14 protein-coding genes and 3 tRNA genes are annotated in these 16,445 nt (G+C 71.9%); 14 read left to right on the forward strand and 3 right to left on the reverse strand.

Annotated elements, in window-relative coordinates; all coding sequences use genetic code 11:
- Positions 1 to 216: 216 nt before the first annotated feature.
- Positions 217 to 1,914 carry a peptidoglycan DD-metalloendopeptidase family protein gene (locus tag ABD249_RS08670; RefSeq protein WP_344342674.1) on the forward strand — a complete coding sequence of 566 codons (1,698 nt, stop codon included), beginning with the start codon at positions 217 to 219 and terminating at the stop codon, positions 1,912 to 1,914.
- A gap of 210 nt (positions 1,915 to 2,124) precedes the next feature.
- Here ABD249_RS08670 and ABD249_RS08675 read toward each other — a convergent pair whose 3' ends face one another.
- Positions 2,125 to 3,753 carry a glycoside hydrolase family 13 protein gene (locus ABD249_RS08675; RefSeq protein WP_344342675.1) on the reverse strand — a complete coding sequence of 543 codons (1,629 nt, stop codon included), beginning with the start codon at positions 3,751 to 3,753 and terminating at the stop codon, positions 2,125 to 2,127.
- Positions 3,754 to 3,921: 168 nt separating this feature from the next.
- On the opposite strand from ABD249_RS08675, the gene ABD249_RS08680 reads away from it, so the two are divergent.
- The 5 genes from ABD249_RS08680 (at position 3,922) to ABD249_RS08700 (ending at position 9,909) form a co-directional block, all read left to right on the forward strand.
- On the forward strand, positions 3,922 to 4,284 hold the full coding sequence (locus ABD249_RS08680) for a DUF485 domain-containing protein (RefSeq protein WP_344342677.1): 363 nt from the start codon (positions 3,922 to 3,924) through the stop codon (positions 4,282 to 4,284).
- Positions 4,281 to 5,867 carry a solute symporter family protein gene (locus tag ABD249_RS08685; RefSeq protein WP_344342678.1) on the forward strand — a complete coding sequence of 529 codons (1,587 nt, stop codon included), beginning with the start codon at positions 4,281 to 4,283 and terminating at the stop codon, positions 5,865 to 5,867. The genes ABD249_RS08680 and ABD249_RS08685 overlap by 4 nt, the downstream gene beginning before the upstream one ends.
- A 141-nt stretch (positions 5,868 to 6,008) precedes the next feature.
- The gene (locus ABD249_RS08690) at positions 6,009 to 7,277 is read left to right on the forward strand and encodes a sugar ABC transporter substrate-binding protein (RefSeq protein WP_344342680.1); all 1,269 of its coding nucleotides are present in this window, start codon (positions 6,009 to 6,011) and stop codon (positions 7,275 to 7,277) included.
- Positions 7,278 to 7,403: 126 nt separating this feature from the next.
- Complete coding sequence (locus tag ABD249_RS08695; RefSeq protein ID WP_425546324.1) at positions 7,404 to 8,945, forward strand: ABC transporter permease subunit; 1,542 nt, start codon at positions 7,404 to 7,406, stop codon at positions 8,943 to 8,945.
- 13 nt (positions 8,946 to 8,958) lie between these two features.
- Positions 8,959 to 9,909 carry a sugar ABC transporter permease gene (locus ABD249_RS08700; protein WP_425546308.1) on the forward strand — a complete coding sequence of 317 codons (951 nt, stop codon included), beginning with the start codon at positions 8,959 to 8,961 and terminating at the stop codon, positions 9,907 to 9,909.
- Positions 9,910 to 10,246: 337 nt separating this feature from the next.
- Here the strand turns inward: ABD249_RS08700 and ABD249_RS08705 are convergent, their stop codons facing one another.
- Complete coding sequence (locus ABD249_RS08705) at positions 10,247 to 11,245, reverse strand: epimerase (RefSeq protein ID WP_344342682.1); 999 nt, start codon at positions 11,243 to 11,245, stop codon at positions 10,247 to 10,249.
- 116 nt (positions 11,246 to 11,361) lie between these two features.
- Between ABD249_RS08705 and ABD249_RS08710 the strand changes: the two genes are divergently transcribed.
- The 7 genes from ABD249_RS08710 (at position 11,362) to ABD249_RS08740 (ending at position 14,830) form a co-directional block, all read left to right on the forward strand.
- Positions 11,362 to 11,433 (forward strand) — tRNA-Thr (locus ABD249_RS08710).
- Between the two features lie 38 nt (positions 11,434 to 11,471).
- Positions 11,472 to 11,545: transfer RNA gene (locus tag ABD249_RS08715), tRNA-Met, on the forward strand.
- A 132-nt stretch (positions 11,546 to 11,677) separates the two neighbouring features.
- Positions 11,678 to 11,956 carry a hypothetical protein gene (locus tag ABD249_RS08720; RefSeq protein WP_344342684.1) on the forward strand — a complete coding sequence of 93 codons (279 nt, stop codon included), beginning with the start codon at positions 11,678 to 11,680 and terminating at the stop codon, positions 11,954 to 11,956.
- Positions 11,957 to 12,332: 376 nt separating this feature from the next.
- A complete protein-coding gene (locus tag ABD249_RS08725; protein ID WP_344342686.1) occupies positions 12,333 to 12,779 on the forward strand; it encodes an FAS1-like dehydratase domain-containing protein in 447 nt (148 codons plus the stop codon).
- Positions 12,776 to 13,183, forward strand: a complete 408-nt coding sequence (locus ABD249_RS08730; RefSeq protein WP_344342687.1) for a MaoC/PaaZ C-terminal domain-containing protein — start codon at positions 12,776 to 12,778, stop codon at positions 13,181 to 13,183. The genes ABD249_RS08725 and ABD249_RS08730 overlap by 4 nt, the downstream gene beginning before the upstream one ends.
- A complete protein-coding gene (locus tag ABD249_RS08735; RefSeq protein ID WP_344342689.1) occupies positions 13,180 to 14,313 on the forward strand; it encodes a UDP-N-acetylmuramate dehydrogenase in 1,134 nt (377 codons plus the stop codon). The genes ABD249_RS08730 and ABD249_RS08735 overlap by 4 nt, the downstream gene beginning before the upstream one ends.
- A gap of 58 nt (positions 14,314 to 14,371) precedes the next feature.
- On the forward strand, positions 14,372 to 14,830 hold the full coding sequence (locus ABD249_RS08740; RefSeq protein WP_344342690.1) for an SRPBCC family protein: 459 nt from the start codon (positions 14,372 to 14,374) through the stop codon (positions 14,828 to 14,830).
- Between the two features lie 63 nt (positions 14,831 to 14,893).
- Here the strand turns inward: ABD249_RS08740 and ABD249_RS08745 are convergent, their stop codons facing one another.
- Positions 14,894 to 16,087: a pyridoxal phosphate-dependent aminotransferase gene (locus ABD249_RS08745; protein WP_344342692.1), complete on the reverse strand. Its 1,194-nt coding sequence runs from the start codon at positions 16,085 to 16,087 to the stop codon at positions 14,894 to 14,896.
- Between the two features lie 239 nt (positions 16,088 to 16,326).
- Here ABD249_RS08745 and ABD249_RS08750 point away from each other — a divergent pair.
- Positions 16,327 to 16,399 (forward strand) — tRNA-Trp (locus ABD249_RS08750).
- Positions 16,400 to 16,445: the final 46 nt, after the last annotated feature.

The following is a 16,445-nucleotide window of genomic DNA, read 5'->3' on the forward strand; positions in this document are numbered from 1 at the left end:
GCACCGACCCGCTCCTCGGCCCCAGCGGACGCTCGGGCATCGTCGACACGAAGATCCGCACACGCGTCAAGGCCTGGCGAGGACTCCCGTGGGCGGTCGACTTCCTTGCCCTGCTCGTTACCGTTCTGTTACCTTGGACGCTGCCCTGCCCCCGGGTTCTCGATACCCTCGAGAGGCAGACGGCATCTCCCAGCAGCAGTCGAAGGACCTCACCACGTGACACGACAGGACGAGTCGGCCCAGGCCGACGCGGACCAGGGCGTGCCGTCGACCCGTCGCAGCCGCCGCGAGGGCGAGCGCGAGGCCCAGTCCCGCGCGCTCTACGCCGACTCCGGTCAGACCTCGTCCGCGATGCGCGTCGTCGACGGCGGATCGCCGATCTACCGCACGCGCCGCGAGATGCGCGAGTCCGCATCGCGGCTCGCCCGTGACCTCCCCGTGATCGTCGAGCCCACGCTCGCGCAGGCCGACGCTGCCACCGTGCGCCCGGTCGACGCCGAGAGCCGCCGAGCGCGTCGCGCCCTGCAGCAGCCCGCGTCCACCGCAGCCGACGCCGCGGTCGAGACGCCGCAGGCCACGACCGCGCGCCGCGGCCGCCGCGCCGCCGATGGCGCGGCCTTCGTCGCCGACGAGCAGCCGGCCGTCGCCGGCGAGCAGGCCACGCGCCGCGCGCGCCCCGCCGCAGCGCCGCAGGAGTCGACCGCCCCGAGCGCCGACGAGACGGGCATCGCGGCGTCGGTCGTGGCACCCGAGCCCGAGGGCTCCTCGATCGTCGTCGACGCGTCCCCGACGACCGCCGCAGCCTCGACGCCCTCATCCCCCGAGCCGACCCCCGTCGCGACCGCCGCCGCCTCGGTCGCGGCATCCGCACCCGCCGCCGACGCCCCGCAGGCCGAGCGAGCCATGACGCGCGCCGAGCGTCGCGCGGCGCAGGCCGCCGGCAGCGCCGAGGTGTCGGCAGCCGTCGCCGCCGTGCTCGGTGCCGAGCAGGCCGACGCCGCGTCCACCCCCGTCCGCAGCCCCCTCCGCCGCGAGACGCGCCCGCCGCGTCCCGCCGTCGTCGCCCGCCGCCCCGTGTCGGTCGCGCCCGTCGTGCGCCCGAGCCGCAGGGCGCGCTCGAGCGCCGCGCGCAAGGCCGTGCAGCGACTCGGCGCCGCGGGCGTCATCCTCAGCATCGGCTCGTTCGTCGCCGTGACCTCGCTGCCCGCCCAGGCGCTCTCGCCGGCACCCGAGGCGCCGCCCGCCTACGGCGACGTGCAGGTCGAGCAGCAGCTCGACGTGACGTCGGGGTCGGGCGCCCACGGCGACGAGGAGGTCACGGCCGTCCTCACGCGCGAGGACTTCAACGTCGCCGACGAGATCGCCTCGACGCGCCTCGACGCCGACGAGCTGGCGCAGCTGCAGGCCGTCGCCGACACCGACACGATCGGGCCGTACTACGAGGGCGAGCCCTCGATGCCGAACGTGTGGGCGCAGCTCGAGACGAGCTACACGCAGTCGCCGTTCCCGTCGCTCGCCGAGGTGCCGGTGTCGAGCGGCTTCGGCTACCGCTGGGGCTCGTTCCACGGCGGCGTCGACCTCATCCCCGGCGCGGGCACGCCCGTCTTCCCGATCGCGAACGGCGTCGTCGTCGCGGTCTGGCAGGGCAACAACCCCGGTGGCGGCGGCTACGAGGTCATCGTCGAGCACAACATCGACGGCCAGTTCTTCCAGTCCTGGTACCCGCACATGACGGCAGGCTCGATCCTCGTCGAGGAGGGCCAGGTCGTCGACATCACGACGCAGCTCGGCGCCGTCGGCTCCACGGGCCGCTCGACGGGTGCCCACCTGCACCTCGAGATCAAGAACGGCGACTACATCTCGGTCGACCCGCTCGTCTGGCTCGCCACGCGCGAGCAGATCCTCGAGCCCTAGGCGCCGCAGCATCCCGTCGCTCGCGCCAGCCGGCGCGGGGGCGGCGTCGATCGCTGCGACGCATTCGGCGCGACCACGTCGCAGGCGCGACCACGTCGCCGACACGCGCGCGCTTCGCGGGCGATCGGCGATGCGCGAGGGAGCATCCCCCTCGCGGCCGGCCGATCGCCTGCGAAGCGCAGACGGCCAGGGCGATCGAGTAGGCGACCGCTAGCGCGGGACGCGCACCCAGGCCGTCTCGTCGGCGCGCAGCGACGCAGCGTGCAGCTCGGTCGACGCGAGCAGCAGCTCGCCCGCGGGCAGGTCGATCGCGTCGTGGCCGACGTTCGCGATCACGACGACGTCGCCGTTGCGGAAGGCCACGGCGTCCGGGCCCGCGTCGATCCACTCGACCGTGCCGGCGCCGAGGGCGTGCTCGCGCCGCAGGCGGAGGGCCTCGGTGTACAGCTCGAGCGTCGAGCCGGGCACGCCGACCTGCGCGTCACGGGCGTACGTCGCCCACGACGCGGGCTGCGGCAGCCACGACGCCCCGTTCGGCGAGAAGCCGTAGCCGGGGGCGTCGGCCTCCCAGGGGATGGGCACGCGGCAGCCGTCGCGGCCCCACATCTCGCCGTTCGTGCGGTGGAAGGTCGGGTCCTGCCGCGCCTCGGCGGGGATGTCGACGACCTCGGGCAGCCCGAGCTCCTCGCCCTGGTAGACGTACGCGCCGCCGGGCAGCGCGAGCATGAGGGCCGTCGCGGCGCGACCGCGGCGCAGCGACACCTCGGCGTCGGCCTTCGACACGCTCGTCGGGCCGATGCCCACGCCGTGCGGCGGCTGCGGCACGAGGGCGAGGCGCGTGCGGTGGCGGATGGTGTCGTGGTTCGACAGCACCCACGTCGAGGGAGCGCCGACGGCGCCGAACTCGGCGATCGACTCGTCGATGACCTGGCGCAGGCGACGGGCATCCCACGGCGTCTCGAGGTAGACGAAGTTGAACGCCTGGTGCATCTCGTCGGGGCGCACGAAGCGCGCCATCTTCTCGAGCGGGTGCACCCATGCCTCGGCGCACAGCATGCGGTCGCCGTCGTACTCGGCGAGCACCTCGTGCCAGCGGCGGTAGACCTCGTGCACCGACTCCTGGCCGAAGAACGGCGACTCCATCGAGCCGGTCGTGATGGCGTCCTCGTCGACGTCGGGCAGGCCCGGTGCCTTCATGAGGCCGTGGGCGACGTCGACGCGGAAGCCGTCGACCCCGCGGTCGAGCCAGAACCGCAGCACGTCGTCGAACATCGCGGGGACCTCGGGGTTCAGCCAGTCGAGGTCGGGCTGCGAGGTGTCGAAGATGTGCAGGTACCACTCGCCGTCGGCGACGCGCGTCCAGGCCGGGCCGCCGAAGACGGACTGCCAGTTGTTCGGCGGCTCGGAGCCGTCGCCCGTGCCGGGCCGGAAGATGTAGCGGGCACGCTCGGGCGATCCGGGGGCGGCGCGCAGCGCCTCCTGGAACCACTCGTGCTCGTTCGAGGTGTGGTTCGGCACGAGGTCGACGACGACCTTGAGCCCGAGGTCGTGCGCCTCGGCGAGCAGGCGGTCGGCGTCGGCGAGCGTGCCGAACAGCGGGTCGACGTCGCGATAGTCGGCGACGTCGTAGCCGCCGTCGTGCTGCGGCGAGCGGTAGAACGGGCTCAGCCACACGGCGTCGACGCCGAGCGCCTGCAGGTGCGGCAGGCGGTCCGCGATGCCGGCGAGGTCGCCGACCCCGTCTCCCGAGGCGTCCGCGAAGCTGCGCGGATACACCTGGTAGATCACTGCGGTGCGCCACCACTCGGCGCCGGGCTGCGTCGTCGTCGCATCGGACATGCACCCAGGCTACGGGGCGATCCATCGCGCGACGTCGCGACGGGCGGCCATCGCGACCCGGTGGATCGATCGATGCGCATCCGCACGTGCTCGGGGTACGGTGCCATCGGTAGTTCAGAGCCGAACGACACCCGAGTCGCTCGGCGCCCTCGATGGAGAGAGCGAATCATGACGACCCCCGACCACCTCGCCGACCGCAGCATCGCGGTCCAACGCAGCCCGGAGTTCCAAGGGCTGCGGCGTTCCTTCTTCGGCTTCATCCTCCCGCTCACGGCGCTGTTCCTCCTGTGGTACCTCGCGTACGTGCTGCTCGCGGGCTTCGCGCCCGACCTCTTCGCGACGCGCATCGGCGACTCGACCATCACGGTCGGGCTGCTGTTCGGCCTCGGCCAGTTCGTCACGACGTTCGGCATCACGATGGCCTACCGCTCGTGGGCCAATCGCAGGTACGACCCCCATGCGGCGGCCATCCGCGAGGAGATGGAGCGCGGCGAGCTCACGGGCGACGCGAACGAGGAGGCGGCGCGATGAGCGACGAGATCAACCCGGTCATCAACATGGTCGTCTTCGGCATCTTCGTCGTCGCGACCCTCGTGATCGTCTTCCGCGTCTCGAAGCGCAACGCGACCGCGACGGAGTTCTTCGCGGGCGGGCGCTCGTTCTCCGGCCCGCAGAACGGCGTCGCGATCGCCGGCGACTACCTGTCGGCCGCGTCGTTCCTCGGCATCTGCGGCGCGATCGCCGTCGCCGGCTACGACGGCTTCCTCTACTCGATCGGCTTCCTCGTCGCGTGGCTCGTCGCGCTGCTGCTCGTCGCCGAGCTGCTGCGCAACACGGGCCGCTTCACGATGGCCGACGTGCTGAGCTTCCGCCTCAAGCAGCGACCGGTGCGCATGGCGGCGGCGCTCGCGACCCTCGTCGTCTGCTTCTTCTACCTCGTGGCGCAGATGGCGGGCGCCGGTGGCCTCGTCGCGCTGCTGCTCGGCCTGTCCGGTCCGGTCCCGACGGGCATCACGGTCGCGATCGTCGGCGTCGTCATGATCGTCTACGTCATCGTCGGCGGCATGAAGGGCACCACGTGGGTGCAGATCATCAAGGCCGTGCTGCTCGTGGCCGGCGCCGGCATCCTCACCATCGTCGTGCTCGCCATGGTCGGGTTCGACTTCTCGCGCCTGCTGCAGATGGCGGTCGACGCGTCGCCCGAGGGCGAGGCGATCCTCGCGCCGGGCCTGCAGTACCCGAACCCGGTCGACTTCCTGTCGCTCGGCCTCGCGCTCGTGCTCGGCACGGCGGGCCTGCCCCACGTGCTCATGCGCTTCTACACGGTGCCGACGGGCAAGGAGGCGCGTCGCAGCGTCGTCTGGGCGATCTGGATCATCGGCATCTTCTACCTGTTCACGCTCGTGCTCGGCTACGCCGCCGCCGCGTTCGTCGGGCCCGAGGTGCTCACCGACCCGGCCACGCCCGGCGGGCAGAACGCGGCAGCACCGCTGCTCGCGCTCGAGATCGGCGGCCCCGTGCTCATGGCGGTCATCTCCGCCATCGCGTTCGCGACGATCCTCGCGGTCGTCGCCGGCCTCGCCATCACGGCAGCGACGTCGTTCGCGCACGACATCTACGCCTCCGTCATCCGCAAGGGTCAGGCCGACCCGAAGCAGGAGGTGAAGGTCGCGCGGCGCACCGTCGTCGTGATCGGCGTCGTCGCGATCATCGGCGGCATCGTCGCGCAGGGGCAGAACGTCGCGTTCCTCGTCGCGCTCGCCTTCGCCGTCGCGGCGAGCGCGAACCTGCCGACGATCCTCTACTCGCTGTTCTGGAAGCGCTTCAACACCACGGGCGCCCTGTGGTCGATGTACGGCGGGCTCACGAGCTGCATCCTGCTCATCGTCTTCTCGCCCGCGGTGTCGGGCGGACCGAAGTCGATGTTCCCCGCGCTGGACTTCGACCTCTTCCCGCTGTCGAACCCCGGCATCGTGTCGATCCCGCTCGCGTTCCTCCTCGGCATCGTCGGCACGCTGCTGTCGAAGCCGGAGGCGGACCACGACGCGAAGCAGGCGGAGATGGAGGTGCGGTCCTTCACGGGCGCGAACGCCGAGAAGGCGAGCGACCACTAGCGACGGGCGTGGCCGGGTCGATCACGATCCGGCCACGATCGCCGCCGCAGGGTGCCGTCGGCTTGCCGAGGCGCACCCTCCACGCTTCAATCGGGGCACGCGCGACGACGCGCGGTGCATTCGACGATGAAGGGCACTTGCATGCGACCCATCACCAGTGGATCCAGGAGGCTGCTGCAGCTCGCAGCCATCGGTGCGACGGGCATGATGCTCGTCGCCTGCTCGGGCGGCGGTGGCGGCGACGACGACGCCGGCGCGTCCGGCGGCGAGGGCGGCGGCACGATCACGGTGTGGATGGACCAGAACCGCGCCGACGCGCTCGCGGACGTCATCGCGGCGTTCGAGGAGGAGTCGGGCACGACCGTCGAGGTCGTCATCAAGGAGTTCGGCGACATCGCCGGCGACTTCGTCACGCAGGCGCCCTCCGGCGAGGGCCCCGACGTCGTCCTCGCCCCGCACGACGCGCTCGGCAACCTCGTCTCGAACGGCGTCGTCTCGCCCATCGAGCTCGGCGACGCCGCGGGCGACTTCCAGGAGATCGCCATCGAGGCGATGAGCTACGAGGGCTCGGTGTACGGCGTGCCCGTGTCGATCGAGAACCTCGCGCTCGTGCGCAACACGGCGCTCGCCCCCGAGGCTCCCGCGACGTGGGACGACCTCGTCTCGACCGGCCAGGCGGCCGTCGCATCGGGCGCTGCGCAGTACCCGCTGCTCGTCGGCCTCGACCCGAACAACGCCGACCCGTACCACCTGTACCCGCTGCAGGCGTCGTTCGGCGGTCCGCTCTTCGCGCTCAACGAGGACGGCACGTACGACGGCAGCGACCTGCAGATCGGCAACGAGGGCAACCTCGAGTTCGCGTCCGCGCTGCAGGAGTGGGGCACCTCGGGCGTCCTCAACCTCTCGATCTCGCAGGACATCGCGAAGGAGCAGTTCGCTGCCGGTGCGAGCCCGTACACGATCACGGGTCCGTGGAGCCTCGAGCAGTTCGACGAGGCCGGCATCGAGTACGCCGTCGACCCCATCCCGTCGGCGGGTTCGCTGCCGGCGACGCCGCTCGTGGGCGTGCAGGGCTTCATGCTCTCGTCGTACAGCGAGAACTCGATCGTCGCGACGCAGTTCATCACCGACTACATCGCCTCGGAGGACGCGCAGACGGCCATCTACGAGGCCGGCGACCGCGCCCCCGCGCTGACGGCCGCGTTCGAGGCCATGCCGGCCGACTCGCCCACGACGGCCTTCGGCGAGATCGGCAGCGACGCCGTGCCGATGCCGAACGTGCCCGAGATGGCGGCGATCTGGGACCAGTGGGGCGCCACGGAGGCGCAGATCATCGGCGGCCAGGGAGACCCGACGCAGCTGTGGACCGACATGTCCACCGCGATCCAGTCGACCATCGACGGCTCCTGACCGTCCGACCCTCCCGTGCGGGCGGGGCCTCGGCCGTGCGCCGGGCGCCCCGCCCGCATCCCTGATCGCCTCCCCGAGCGAAGGAGCCCGGTGGCTGCATCCGCCCCCGCCCGCGTCCGTCCCCGCATGCTGTCCGGCACGCTCGGCCTCGTGGCCAAGATCGCGCTGCTCGCGATCGTCGACGCGCTCGCGGTCTTCGCGATCCTGCTCCTCGCCGGGCAGGGCAGCTGGATCGTCGTCGCCGTCGTCGCCCTCGTCACGGTGGTCGTCAACGTCGTCTACCTGCTGCCCGGCAGGTTCCTGCCGGCGAAGTACCTCACGCCCGGCCTCGTGCTCCTGGGCGTCTTCCAGGTGTTCGTCGTCCTCTTCTCCTGCTACATCGCCTTCACGAACTACGGCTTCGGCCACAACTCGTCGAAGGACGACGCGATCTCGCAGCTCGTGGAGCAGAACACGTCGCGCGTGGAGGACTCGCCCGCGTACCGTGTGACGGTCGTCGAGGGCGCCGGTGGCCTCGGGCTGCTCGCGACGAGCCCCGACGGCGACGTCTCCGTCGGCGGCCCCGAGCAGCCGCTGCAGGAGCTCGACGAGGGGCAGTACGACGACGAGGGCGGCGTCGCCGTCGCGGCCGACGGCTGGACGACGCTCACGACGAACGAGATCGTGCAGCGGCAGTCCGAGATCGCCGACCTGCAGGTGCCGTTCTCGGACGACCTCGACGAGGGCTTCCTCGTCACCGCCGACGCCCGCAACGGCTACGTCTTCGTCTCGAACCTGTCGTACGACGAGGAGGCCGACACCCTCACGAACACCGACACGGGCGTCGTGTACGTCGACGGCGGCGACGGCGCGTTCGTCAGCCCCGACGGGGAGGAGCTGCGGCCCGGCTGGCAGGTCGTCGTCGGCCTCGAGAACTTCGCCTACCCGTTCACGAGCCAGTCGTTCGGCGAGGCGCTGCTGAGCGTCACGCTCTGGACGTTCGCGTTCGCGGCGCTGTCCGTCGGCCTGTCGTTCGTGCTGGGGCTCGCGCTCGCGGTGACGCTCAACGATCCGAGGCTGCGCGGTCGCAACGTGTACCGCGTGCTCGCGATCCTGCCGTACGCGTTCCCGTCGTTCCTCTCGGCGCTCGTGTGGCTCGGGCTCCTCAACACCGAGTTCGGCTTCGTGAACCAGGTGCTGCTCGGCGGCGCGAGCGTGCCGTGGCTGTCGGATCCGATCATCGCGAAGATCAGCGTGCTCGTCGTGAACGTGTGGCTCGGCTTCCCGTACATGTTCCTCGTCTGCACGGGCGCGCTGCAGTCGATCCCCGAGGAGGTGACGGAGGCCGCGACGGTCGACGGCGCACGCGGATGGGCGATCTTCCGCCTCATCAAGCTGCCGCTGCTGCTCGTGTCGATCGCGCCGCTGCTCATCTCGTCGTTCGCGTTCAACTTCAACAACTTCAACATCATCTACATGCTCACGCGCGGCGGTCCGCGCATGGGCGGCGTCGAGCAGAACGTCGGCCACACCGACCTGCTCATCACCCTCGTGTACAAGGTCGCGTTCGGTGGCGAGGGAGCCGACTACGGCCTCGCCTCGGCGCTCGCGATCATCATCTTCGTCATCGTCGCCGTGATCTCCGCGATCTCGTTCCGGCAGACCCGAGCGCTCGAGGATCTCAACTGATGGAGACGCACCGATGAGCACGACGCCTCCCATCCCCGTCGGCGCGACGGCGCAGCCCCCGGCCGCGCCGTCGGATGCCGAGCGCATCGCGCGCCTGCGCCAGCCGCGCATGCGCCCGGGCCGGTGGATCGCCGAGATCGGCTGGCGGCACGTCGTCGGCCTCGCGGTGGTCGTGTTCGCGACCTTCCCGCTGATCTACGTGCTGTCGGCGTCGCTGAACCCGGGCGGCACGCTCACGGGCTCGAACGCCCTCTTCCGCGAGATCAGCATCGCCAACTACGTCGACCTGCTGTCCGACCCGCGCAGGCCGTACGCGCGCTGGTTCCTCAACACGATGGTCGTGGGCGTCGTCACGAGCGTCGGCACCGTCTTCCTCGGTGCCCTGGCGGCGTACGCGTTCTCGCGCATGCGCTTCACGGGCCGCCGCATCGGCCTGCTGAGCCTCCTGCTCGTGCAGATGTTCCCGCAGCTGCTCGCCGTCGTCGCGATCTACCTGCTCATGCAGGGCGTCGGCGAGGTCTTCCCGCTGCTGGGCCTCGACTCGCTCGCGGGCCTGATCCTCGTCTACCTCGGCGGCGCGCTGGGCGTGAACACGTACCTGATGTACGGCTTCTTCAACACGGTGCCGGCGTCGATCGACGAGGCGGCGAAGATCGACGGCGCAGGCCATGCGCGCATCTTCTTCACGATCATCCTGCGACTCGTCGCGCCGATCCTCGCGGTCATCGGCCTGCTGTCGTTCGTGGGCACGACGAGCGAGTTCGTCATCTCGTCGGCGCTGCTCACGAGCCCCGAGAACCTCACCCTCGCGATCGGCCTCTTCCGCTACGTCTCGGAGGAGACGAGCACCAACTACCCGGTCTTCGCCGCCGGCGCGGTGCTCGCGGCCATCCCGGTCGTCGCGCTCTTCCTCTACCTGCAGCGGTACATCGTCGCGGGCCTGACGGCGGGCTCGGTGAAGTAGGGGAGGGTCCGGCTGGTCGCGTCGTGCTGCGACTGGTCACGTCCTGCTTCGACTGGTCACGTTCTGCGCCGACCGGTCGCGTTCTGCACTGACTGGTCGCGTTCTGCGGCGAGTGGTCGCGTTCTGCGATCGAGTGGTCCAGTTCTGGACCTCCCGCCCGTCGAACGGTCCAGATCTGGACCATTCGACGGCCGCAGCGCGCAGGACGTGACCGGTCGCCGCAGAACGTGACCGATCGAGCTCGATCGAACCGGACGCCGGTCGCCCCCGGACGCCGGTCGCCCCCGGACGCCCGGACGCGCCGGTCGCCCCCAGACGCCCGGACGCCCTCGCGCGATCAGCGCGCGCGCATCTCCGACCACACGTCCGCGAGCGCGCCGCGCAGGGTCGGGTGCCGGAAGACGTAGCCGGTGTCGGTCAGCACGCCGGGCAGCACCCACCGCGACTTCAGCACGAGCTCGCTCTCGGTGCCGAGCACCGCCATCGCCGGCTCGAGCATGAAGCGCCAGGCGGGGATGCCGATCGGCATCCCCACGGTCGAGCGCAGCAGCGCCATGAGCTCGGCGTTCGTCACCGGGCCGGGTGCCGCGAAGTTCACGGGTCCGTCGATCTCGGGATGCTGCTCGACGTGCTCGATCGCGCCCACGACGTCGTCGACGTGCATCCAGGAGAATCGCTGCCGACCACCCGTGCGGTGGCCCTGCGACGGCGCGGTCGCTCGGGGATCGTCCTTCGCGACCCCGACGCCGCGGTAGCGCGCGTGCGGGAACCAGGGGCCGTCGTGCTGGGCACCACCGGCACCGAGCCGCGCGAGGCGGAAGAGGATCTGCGTCGCCGGGGCCTCCGCGCCGAGCGCGACCGTGATGCGCATCGGCACGCGTCGCGTCCCGGGCAGCTCGGCCTCGGCGAGCGCCTCCTCCCACAGGCGTGTGACGTCCTCCGAGAAGCCCTCCTCGTCGAGCGGGTCGGTCTCGGTGCGCGGCTGCTCGGTGCTCGTCGAGTACGCGGATGCGGTGGATGCGTTCATCCACAGCGGCGGCGGCGAGGCGACGGTCGCCATCACGGCGCCGAGCTCGCGCGTGGTGTCGACGCGCGAGTCGAGGATCTCGGCCCGGTTGGCGTCGGTGAAGCGGCACGCGATGCTGCGGCCGGCGAGGTTCACGACGAGCGAGGCGCCGTCGAGGGCGCGAGCGATGCCGTCGCGGTCGCCCCAGCGCGCATCCGCCGAGGGTCCGCGGCCGATCGTGCGCACCTCGCGGCCCTCCGCGGCCATGCGGGCGGCGATGGCGCCACCGATGAATCCGGATCCCCCGGCGAGCACGACGCGACCTGACATGTCCCCATCGTGCCGTGCTGCGGGACGCGCCGCGGGTCTGCCGCGCACGTGACGTGTCGCGCGTCGCCGGTGCTATGATCGTCCGGTTGCCTGCGCCGATCACGTGCGCCGGCTTCGCCCCGGTAGCTCAGTGGTAGAGCACCTCCATGGTAAGGAGGGGGTCGCGAGTTCAATCCTCGCCCGGGGCTCGCTCCTGCTTGACGCCTCGTGCTCGGGTGGGCGCAGCGGCGGGGTAGCTCAGCTGGTAAGAGCGCACGACTCATAATCGTGAGGTCGCGGGTTCGAGCCCCGCCCTCGCTACGCAAGCCCCCAAGATCTCGCCATCTTGGGGGCTTCGTGCTGCCTGCGGTCGCGTGGGCTGCGTCCCGTCCGATCGCTGCGGCGTCGCCACCGATCGGGTGGTGCTCAGCCCGCGCGTGACAGGGTTCGACCATGCAGGACGGCAACGGCTACGCGCGATCGCTCACGATCGTCGGGATCTTCATGCTCATCGGCGGGACGGGGCTGGCCGTGATCGCGATCTTCGTCGTCGGAGACGCTGCGAGCTTCGCCGACGCGACGCTCGAGGAGTACGCGCTCAGGCTCGTGCTCGCCTGGGTCGGCGGGGCGCTCGTGCCGATCGGCATCCTGGCGACGCTGCTGGGCGTCGTGGTCAGCGGCGTGCATGCCAGCCTCGCCCAGCACGCCCGCGTGATGCGGCAGCGCGCGTGAGTCGGTGGCTTGCATGACGCACCGATGACGTGAGGCGCCCCTCTTCCCGCCCTGCGGCCGGGGCCGAGAGGTCCAGATCTGGACCGTTCGACGGCCGAGCGGTCCAGATCTGGACCGTTCGGGCACTCGACGTGACCGCTCGGCGCTGAACGTGACCAGTCGGCGCAGGATGTGACCAGTCGCTGCAGGACGTGGCCGTTCGAGCACGGAACGCGACCAGTCGACGCAGGCCGTTCGGGCGCGGAACGCGACCGGTCGGCGCTGAACGTGACCGGTCGACGCAGGACGTGACCGGTCGGCGCAGGACGTGACCGGTCGAGGCACCCGCCCGAGGCCCGACCGAACCTCGCCCACCACGCTTCGGTAGGCTCGATCCGTGCCTCTCGCAGCCGATCTGTCCGGGCGCACCTACCCGCCGACCGCACCGTACGCGGTCGGGCGCGAGAAGGTGCGCGAGTTCGCCGCAGCCGTCGGGGCGGAGCACGTCGTGCATCACGACGTCGAGGCCGCGCGCGCCGCGGGCTACGCCGACGTCGTCGCACCCCCGACCTTCGCGATCGTCGTGTCGCAGCGCGGCCTCGACCAGCTGCTCGCCGACGAGACGGCCGGCATCGAGCTCTCGCGCGTCGTCCACGGCGACCAGCGCTTCACCCTCGAGCGCCCGATCGTCGCCGGCGACGAGCTGCAGGTCGCCTTCGGCGTCACGGCCGTGCGGGCGCTCGGCGCCAACGCGATGGTCTCGACCGAGGCGCGCATCACGGATGCGGGCGGCGCGCTCGTCGCGACCGCCTTCTCGAGCCTCGTGGTGGGAGGCGGCGCATGAGCGCCCTCGAGGTCGGCCAGGTCGTCGCGACCCGCGACGTGCACCTGACGCGCGAGTCGCTCGTGCGCTACGCCGGCGCGTCCGGCGACTTCAACCCCATCCACTACCGCGACGACGTCGCCGCAGCCGTCGGCCTGCCGGGCGTGCTCGCGCACGGCATGCTCACGATGGGCCAGGCCGTGCAGCCCGTCGTCGACTGGATCGGCGACCCGGGCCGCGTCCTCGACTACCAGGTGCGCTTCACGCGCCCCGTCGTCGTCGACCCCGAGGCGGGCGCCGACGTCCACGTCGAGGCGAAGGTCGGCACGCTGCCGGGCGACGGCACGGCCAGGATCGACCTCGTGGTGACCTTCGGCGGGCAGACGGTGCTCGCGAAGGCGCAGGTCGTGGTGCGGCTGCCATGAGGCTCGCGGATGCGACGACCATGCGGGTCGGCGGCGAGGCCGATCGCTGGATCGACGCGTCGAGTCGCGAGGAGGCGATCGAGGCGTACTCGGCGATCGTCCGCGACGACGAGCCGCACGTGCTCCTCGGCGGCGGGTCGAACACCGTGGCCTCCGACGAGCCGTTCGAGGGCACGGTGCTGCGGATGCGCACCACGGGCATCCGACCGCTCGCCGCCGCAGCGCGCCGCGAGCGACCCGCAGGCGACGAGGAGCACGACGACGGCGGGATCGTCGTGCGCGTCGAGGCGGGGGAGTCGTGGGAGGCCCTCGTCGAGCGCACCGTCGCCGAGGGCTGGGCGGGGATCGAGGCGCTCAGCGGCATCCCGGGCTCCGTCGGCGCCGCGCCCATCCAGAACATCGGCGCCTACGGGCAGGAGATCGGCGCGTGCCTCGTCGGCGTCGAGCTGCTCGACGCCGACACCCTCGAGGTGCGCTCGGTGCCGGCATCGCACCTGCGGCTCGGCTACCGCGACAGCGCCCTCAAGCGCGGCGACCTGCAGGGCCTCGTGCTCTCGGTCGACCTGCGGCTGCGGCGTGCCGAGGACGGGCTGAGCCAGCCGATCGCGTACGGGCAGCTCGCGCAGGCGCTCGGCGTCGACCTCGGCCGTCGCGTGCCGCTCGACGCCGTGCGCGAGAGCGTGCTCGCGCTGCGCGGCTCGAAGGGCATGGTGCTGTCCGAGGATCGCGACTCGTGGTCGGCCGGCTCCTTCTTCACCAACCCCATCGTCTCCGGCCGCTTCGCCGCGAGCCTCCCGCAGGACGCGCCCCGCTGGTCGACGTCGCCCGAGCCGACCGCGACGGTCGTGCCGCTCGACGCCGACACGCCCGTGCCGGTGCACGAGCCCGCGGAGCCGCGCGTCAAGCTGTCGGCCGCCTGGCTCATCGAGCGCGCCGGCATCCGCAAGGGCTACGCGCTGCCGCATTCGCAGGCGGCGATCTCGAGTCGGCACACGCTCGCGATCACGAACCGCGGCGGCGCCACGGGCGAGCAGGTCGCCGATCTCGCGCGCTTCGTGCAGACGCGCGTCGAGAGCGAGCTGGGCGTGCACCTCGTGCCCGAGCCCGTGCTCGTCGGCCTCGAGGTCTGACCGGCGGCCATCGCAACCGGTTGTGCGGCCGGGGCGACGCTGCGAGACTGCGAAGCCCATGGAGCATGACACCGACGAGACCGTCCCCACCGCCGAGACCACGACGGGCGGTGCCGACGGCGCGTACCGCGTGGACGTCGCGGTCAGCCACTCCCGCGCGTTCGACGCCTACGTGCGCGATCTCGACGTCTGGTGGCACCGCGGCCGCACGCGCGGCACGGGCCTGCGCGTCGACGCCGTGCCCGGCGGCGCGATCGTCGAGCACCACGCCGACGGCACCGAGGAGCCGTGGGGCGAGGTGCTCGAGGTCGAGCAGGGCGACCTGATCCGCCACAGCTACCGGCTGAGCGAGACCGAGACGGCCGTCGTCACCGTGCGCTTCACCGCCGGCGAGCACGGCGGCACCGTCGTCGAGGTCGAGCACGAGCCGTGGGAGTCGACCGACGACGACGGCGCCCTCCTCGAGGAGTGGAGCCGCGCGCTCCAGCGCTTCGCGGACCACGCCACGCACGTCTGACGCGACCGCGTCAAGACGACCACGCGACGACGCCCCCTCCCGACGGAGGGGGCGTTCATCGCGTCAGCGGGCGAAGAGTCGCTGCAGGCGCTGGATGCCCTCGAGCAGCGGAGCGTCGCCGAGCGCGTACGAGAAGCGCAGGTAGCCCGACGGCCCGAACGCCTCGCCCGGCACGGCTGCGACGTCGGCGTGCTCGAGCATGAGGTCGGCGAGCTCGAGCGACGACGTCGGCGTGCTGCCCGCCCACTCGCGGCCGAGCAGCCCCTGCACGTCGGCGTAGACGTAGAAGGCGCCCTCGGGCGTCGGCACCGTGACGCCCTCGATCCGCGAGAGCTCGTCGACCGCGACGCGACGTCGCCGGTCGAACGCCAGGCGCATCTCCTCGACGGCGTCCTGCGGACCGGTGAGCGCCTCGATCGCCGCACGCTGCGCGACGTTGTTCACGTTCGACGTCATGTGCGACTGCAGGTTGGCGGCAGCGGCGATCGCATCCTTCGGACCGACCATCCAGCCCAGGCGCCAGCCCGTCATCGCGTACGTCTTCGCGACGCCGTTCACGAGGATGGTGCGGTCGGCGAGCGCCGGCACGGCCTCGGTGATCGACACGGCGCGGACGCCGTCGTACACGAGGTTCTGGTAGATCTCGTCGCTCACGACCCACAGACCGTTCGCCTCCGCCCACTCGCCGATCGCGCGCACCTCGTCGGGCGAGTAGACCGCGCCCGTCGGGTTGGACGGGCTGACGAACAGCAGCGCCTTCGTCTGCGGCGTGCGTGCGGCCTCGAGCTGCTCGACCGTGACCTTGTATCCCTGCTCGGCGCCGGCGAACACGTCGACCTGCCGACCGCCGGTGAGGGCGATCGCCTCGGGGTAGGTCGTCCAGTACGGCGTGGGCACGAGCACCTCGTCGCCCGGGTCGAGGATGACCTGGAAGGCCTGGTACACCGCCTGCTTGCCGCCGTTCGTGACGACGACCTGGCTCGTCTCGACGCTCGTGCCGCTGTCGCGCAGCGTCTTCGCCGCGATGGCCTCGCGCAGGTCGGGGAGGCCGACCGCGGGCGTGTAGCGGTGGTTCGCCGGGTCGAGGACCGCCCGGGCGGCCGCCTCGACGACGTTCGCGGGCGTCGGGAAGTCGGGCTCGCCCGCCGCATACGAGATGACGTCTCGACCCTGGGCCTTGAGGGCCTTGGCCTTCGCGTCGACCTTGAGGGTCGCGGACTCGTTGATGGCGGCGATGCGCTGGGAGATGCGGCTCACGGGCCCAAGGCTAGCCGCGCGGGCATGCCCTGGCCATCGACGCGAGGGATCGGTCCACGGGGGATCCGTCGACGAGCGCCGCGACGGCGCGCCGGGCCGGGCGGCGCCAGGTGGACACGACGTCCGACGGGCACGTATGCTTGACCGTCGGTGGTTGACATCCGCCATGATCTCGCGCGCCCTCGAGGCACGGTCCAGCCCCATCGGATCGGCGAGGCCATGGAGTCGATCACCCGCCGAGGGCGGTGGCTCAATTGGTAGAGCAGCGGTCTCCAAAACCGCAGGTTGCAGGTTCGAGTCCTGTCCGCCCTGCTGGGCCCGTCGTTCGACGGGCGTCGGCGGTCCGAGCGTCCGTCGA

The sequence above is a fragment of the Agrococcus versicolor genome (assembly GCF_039531815.1).
GTDB lineage: Bacteria > Actinomycetota > Actinomycetes > Actinomycetales > Microbacteriaceae > Agrococcus > Agrococcus versicolor.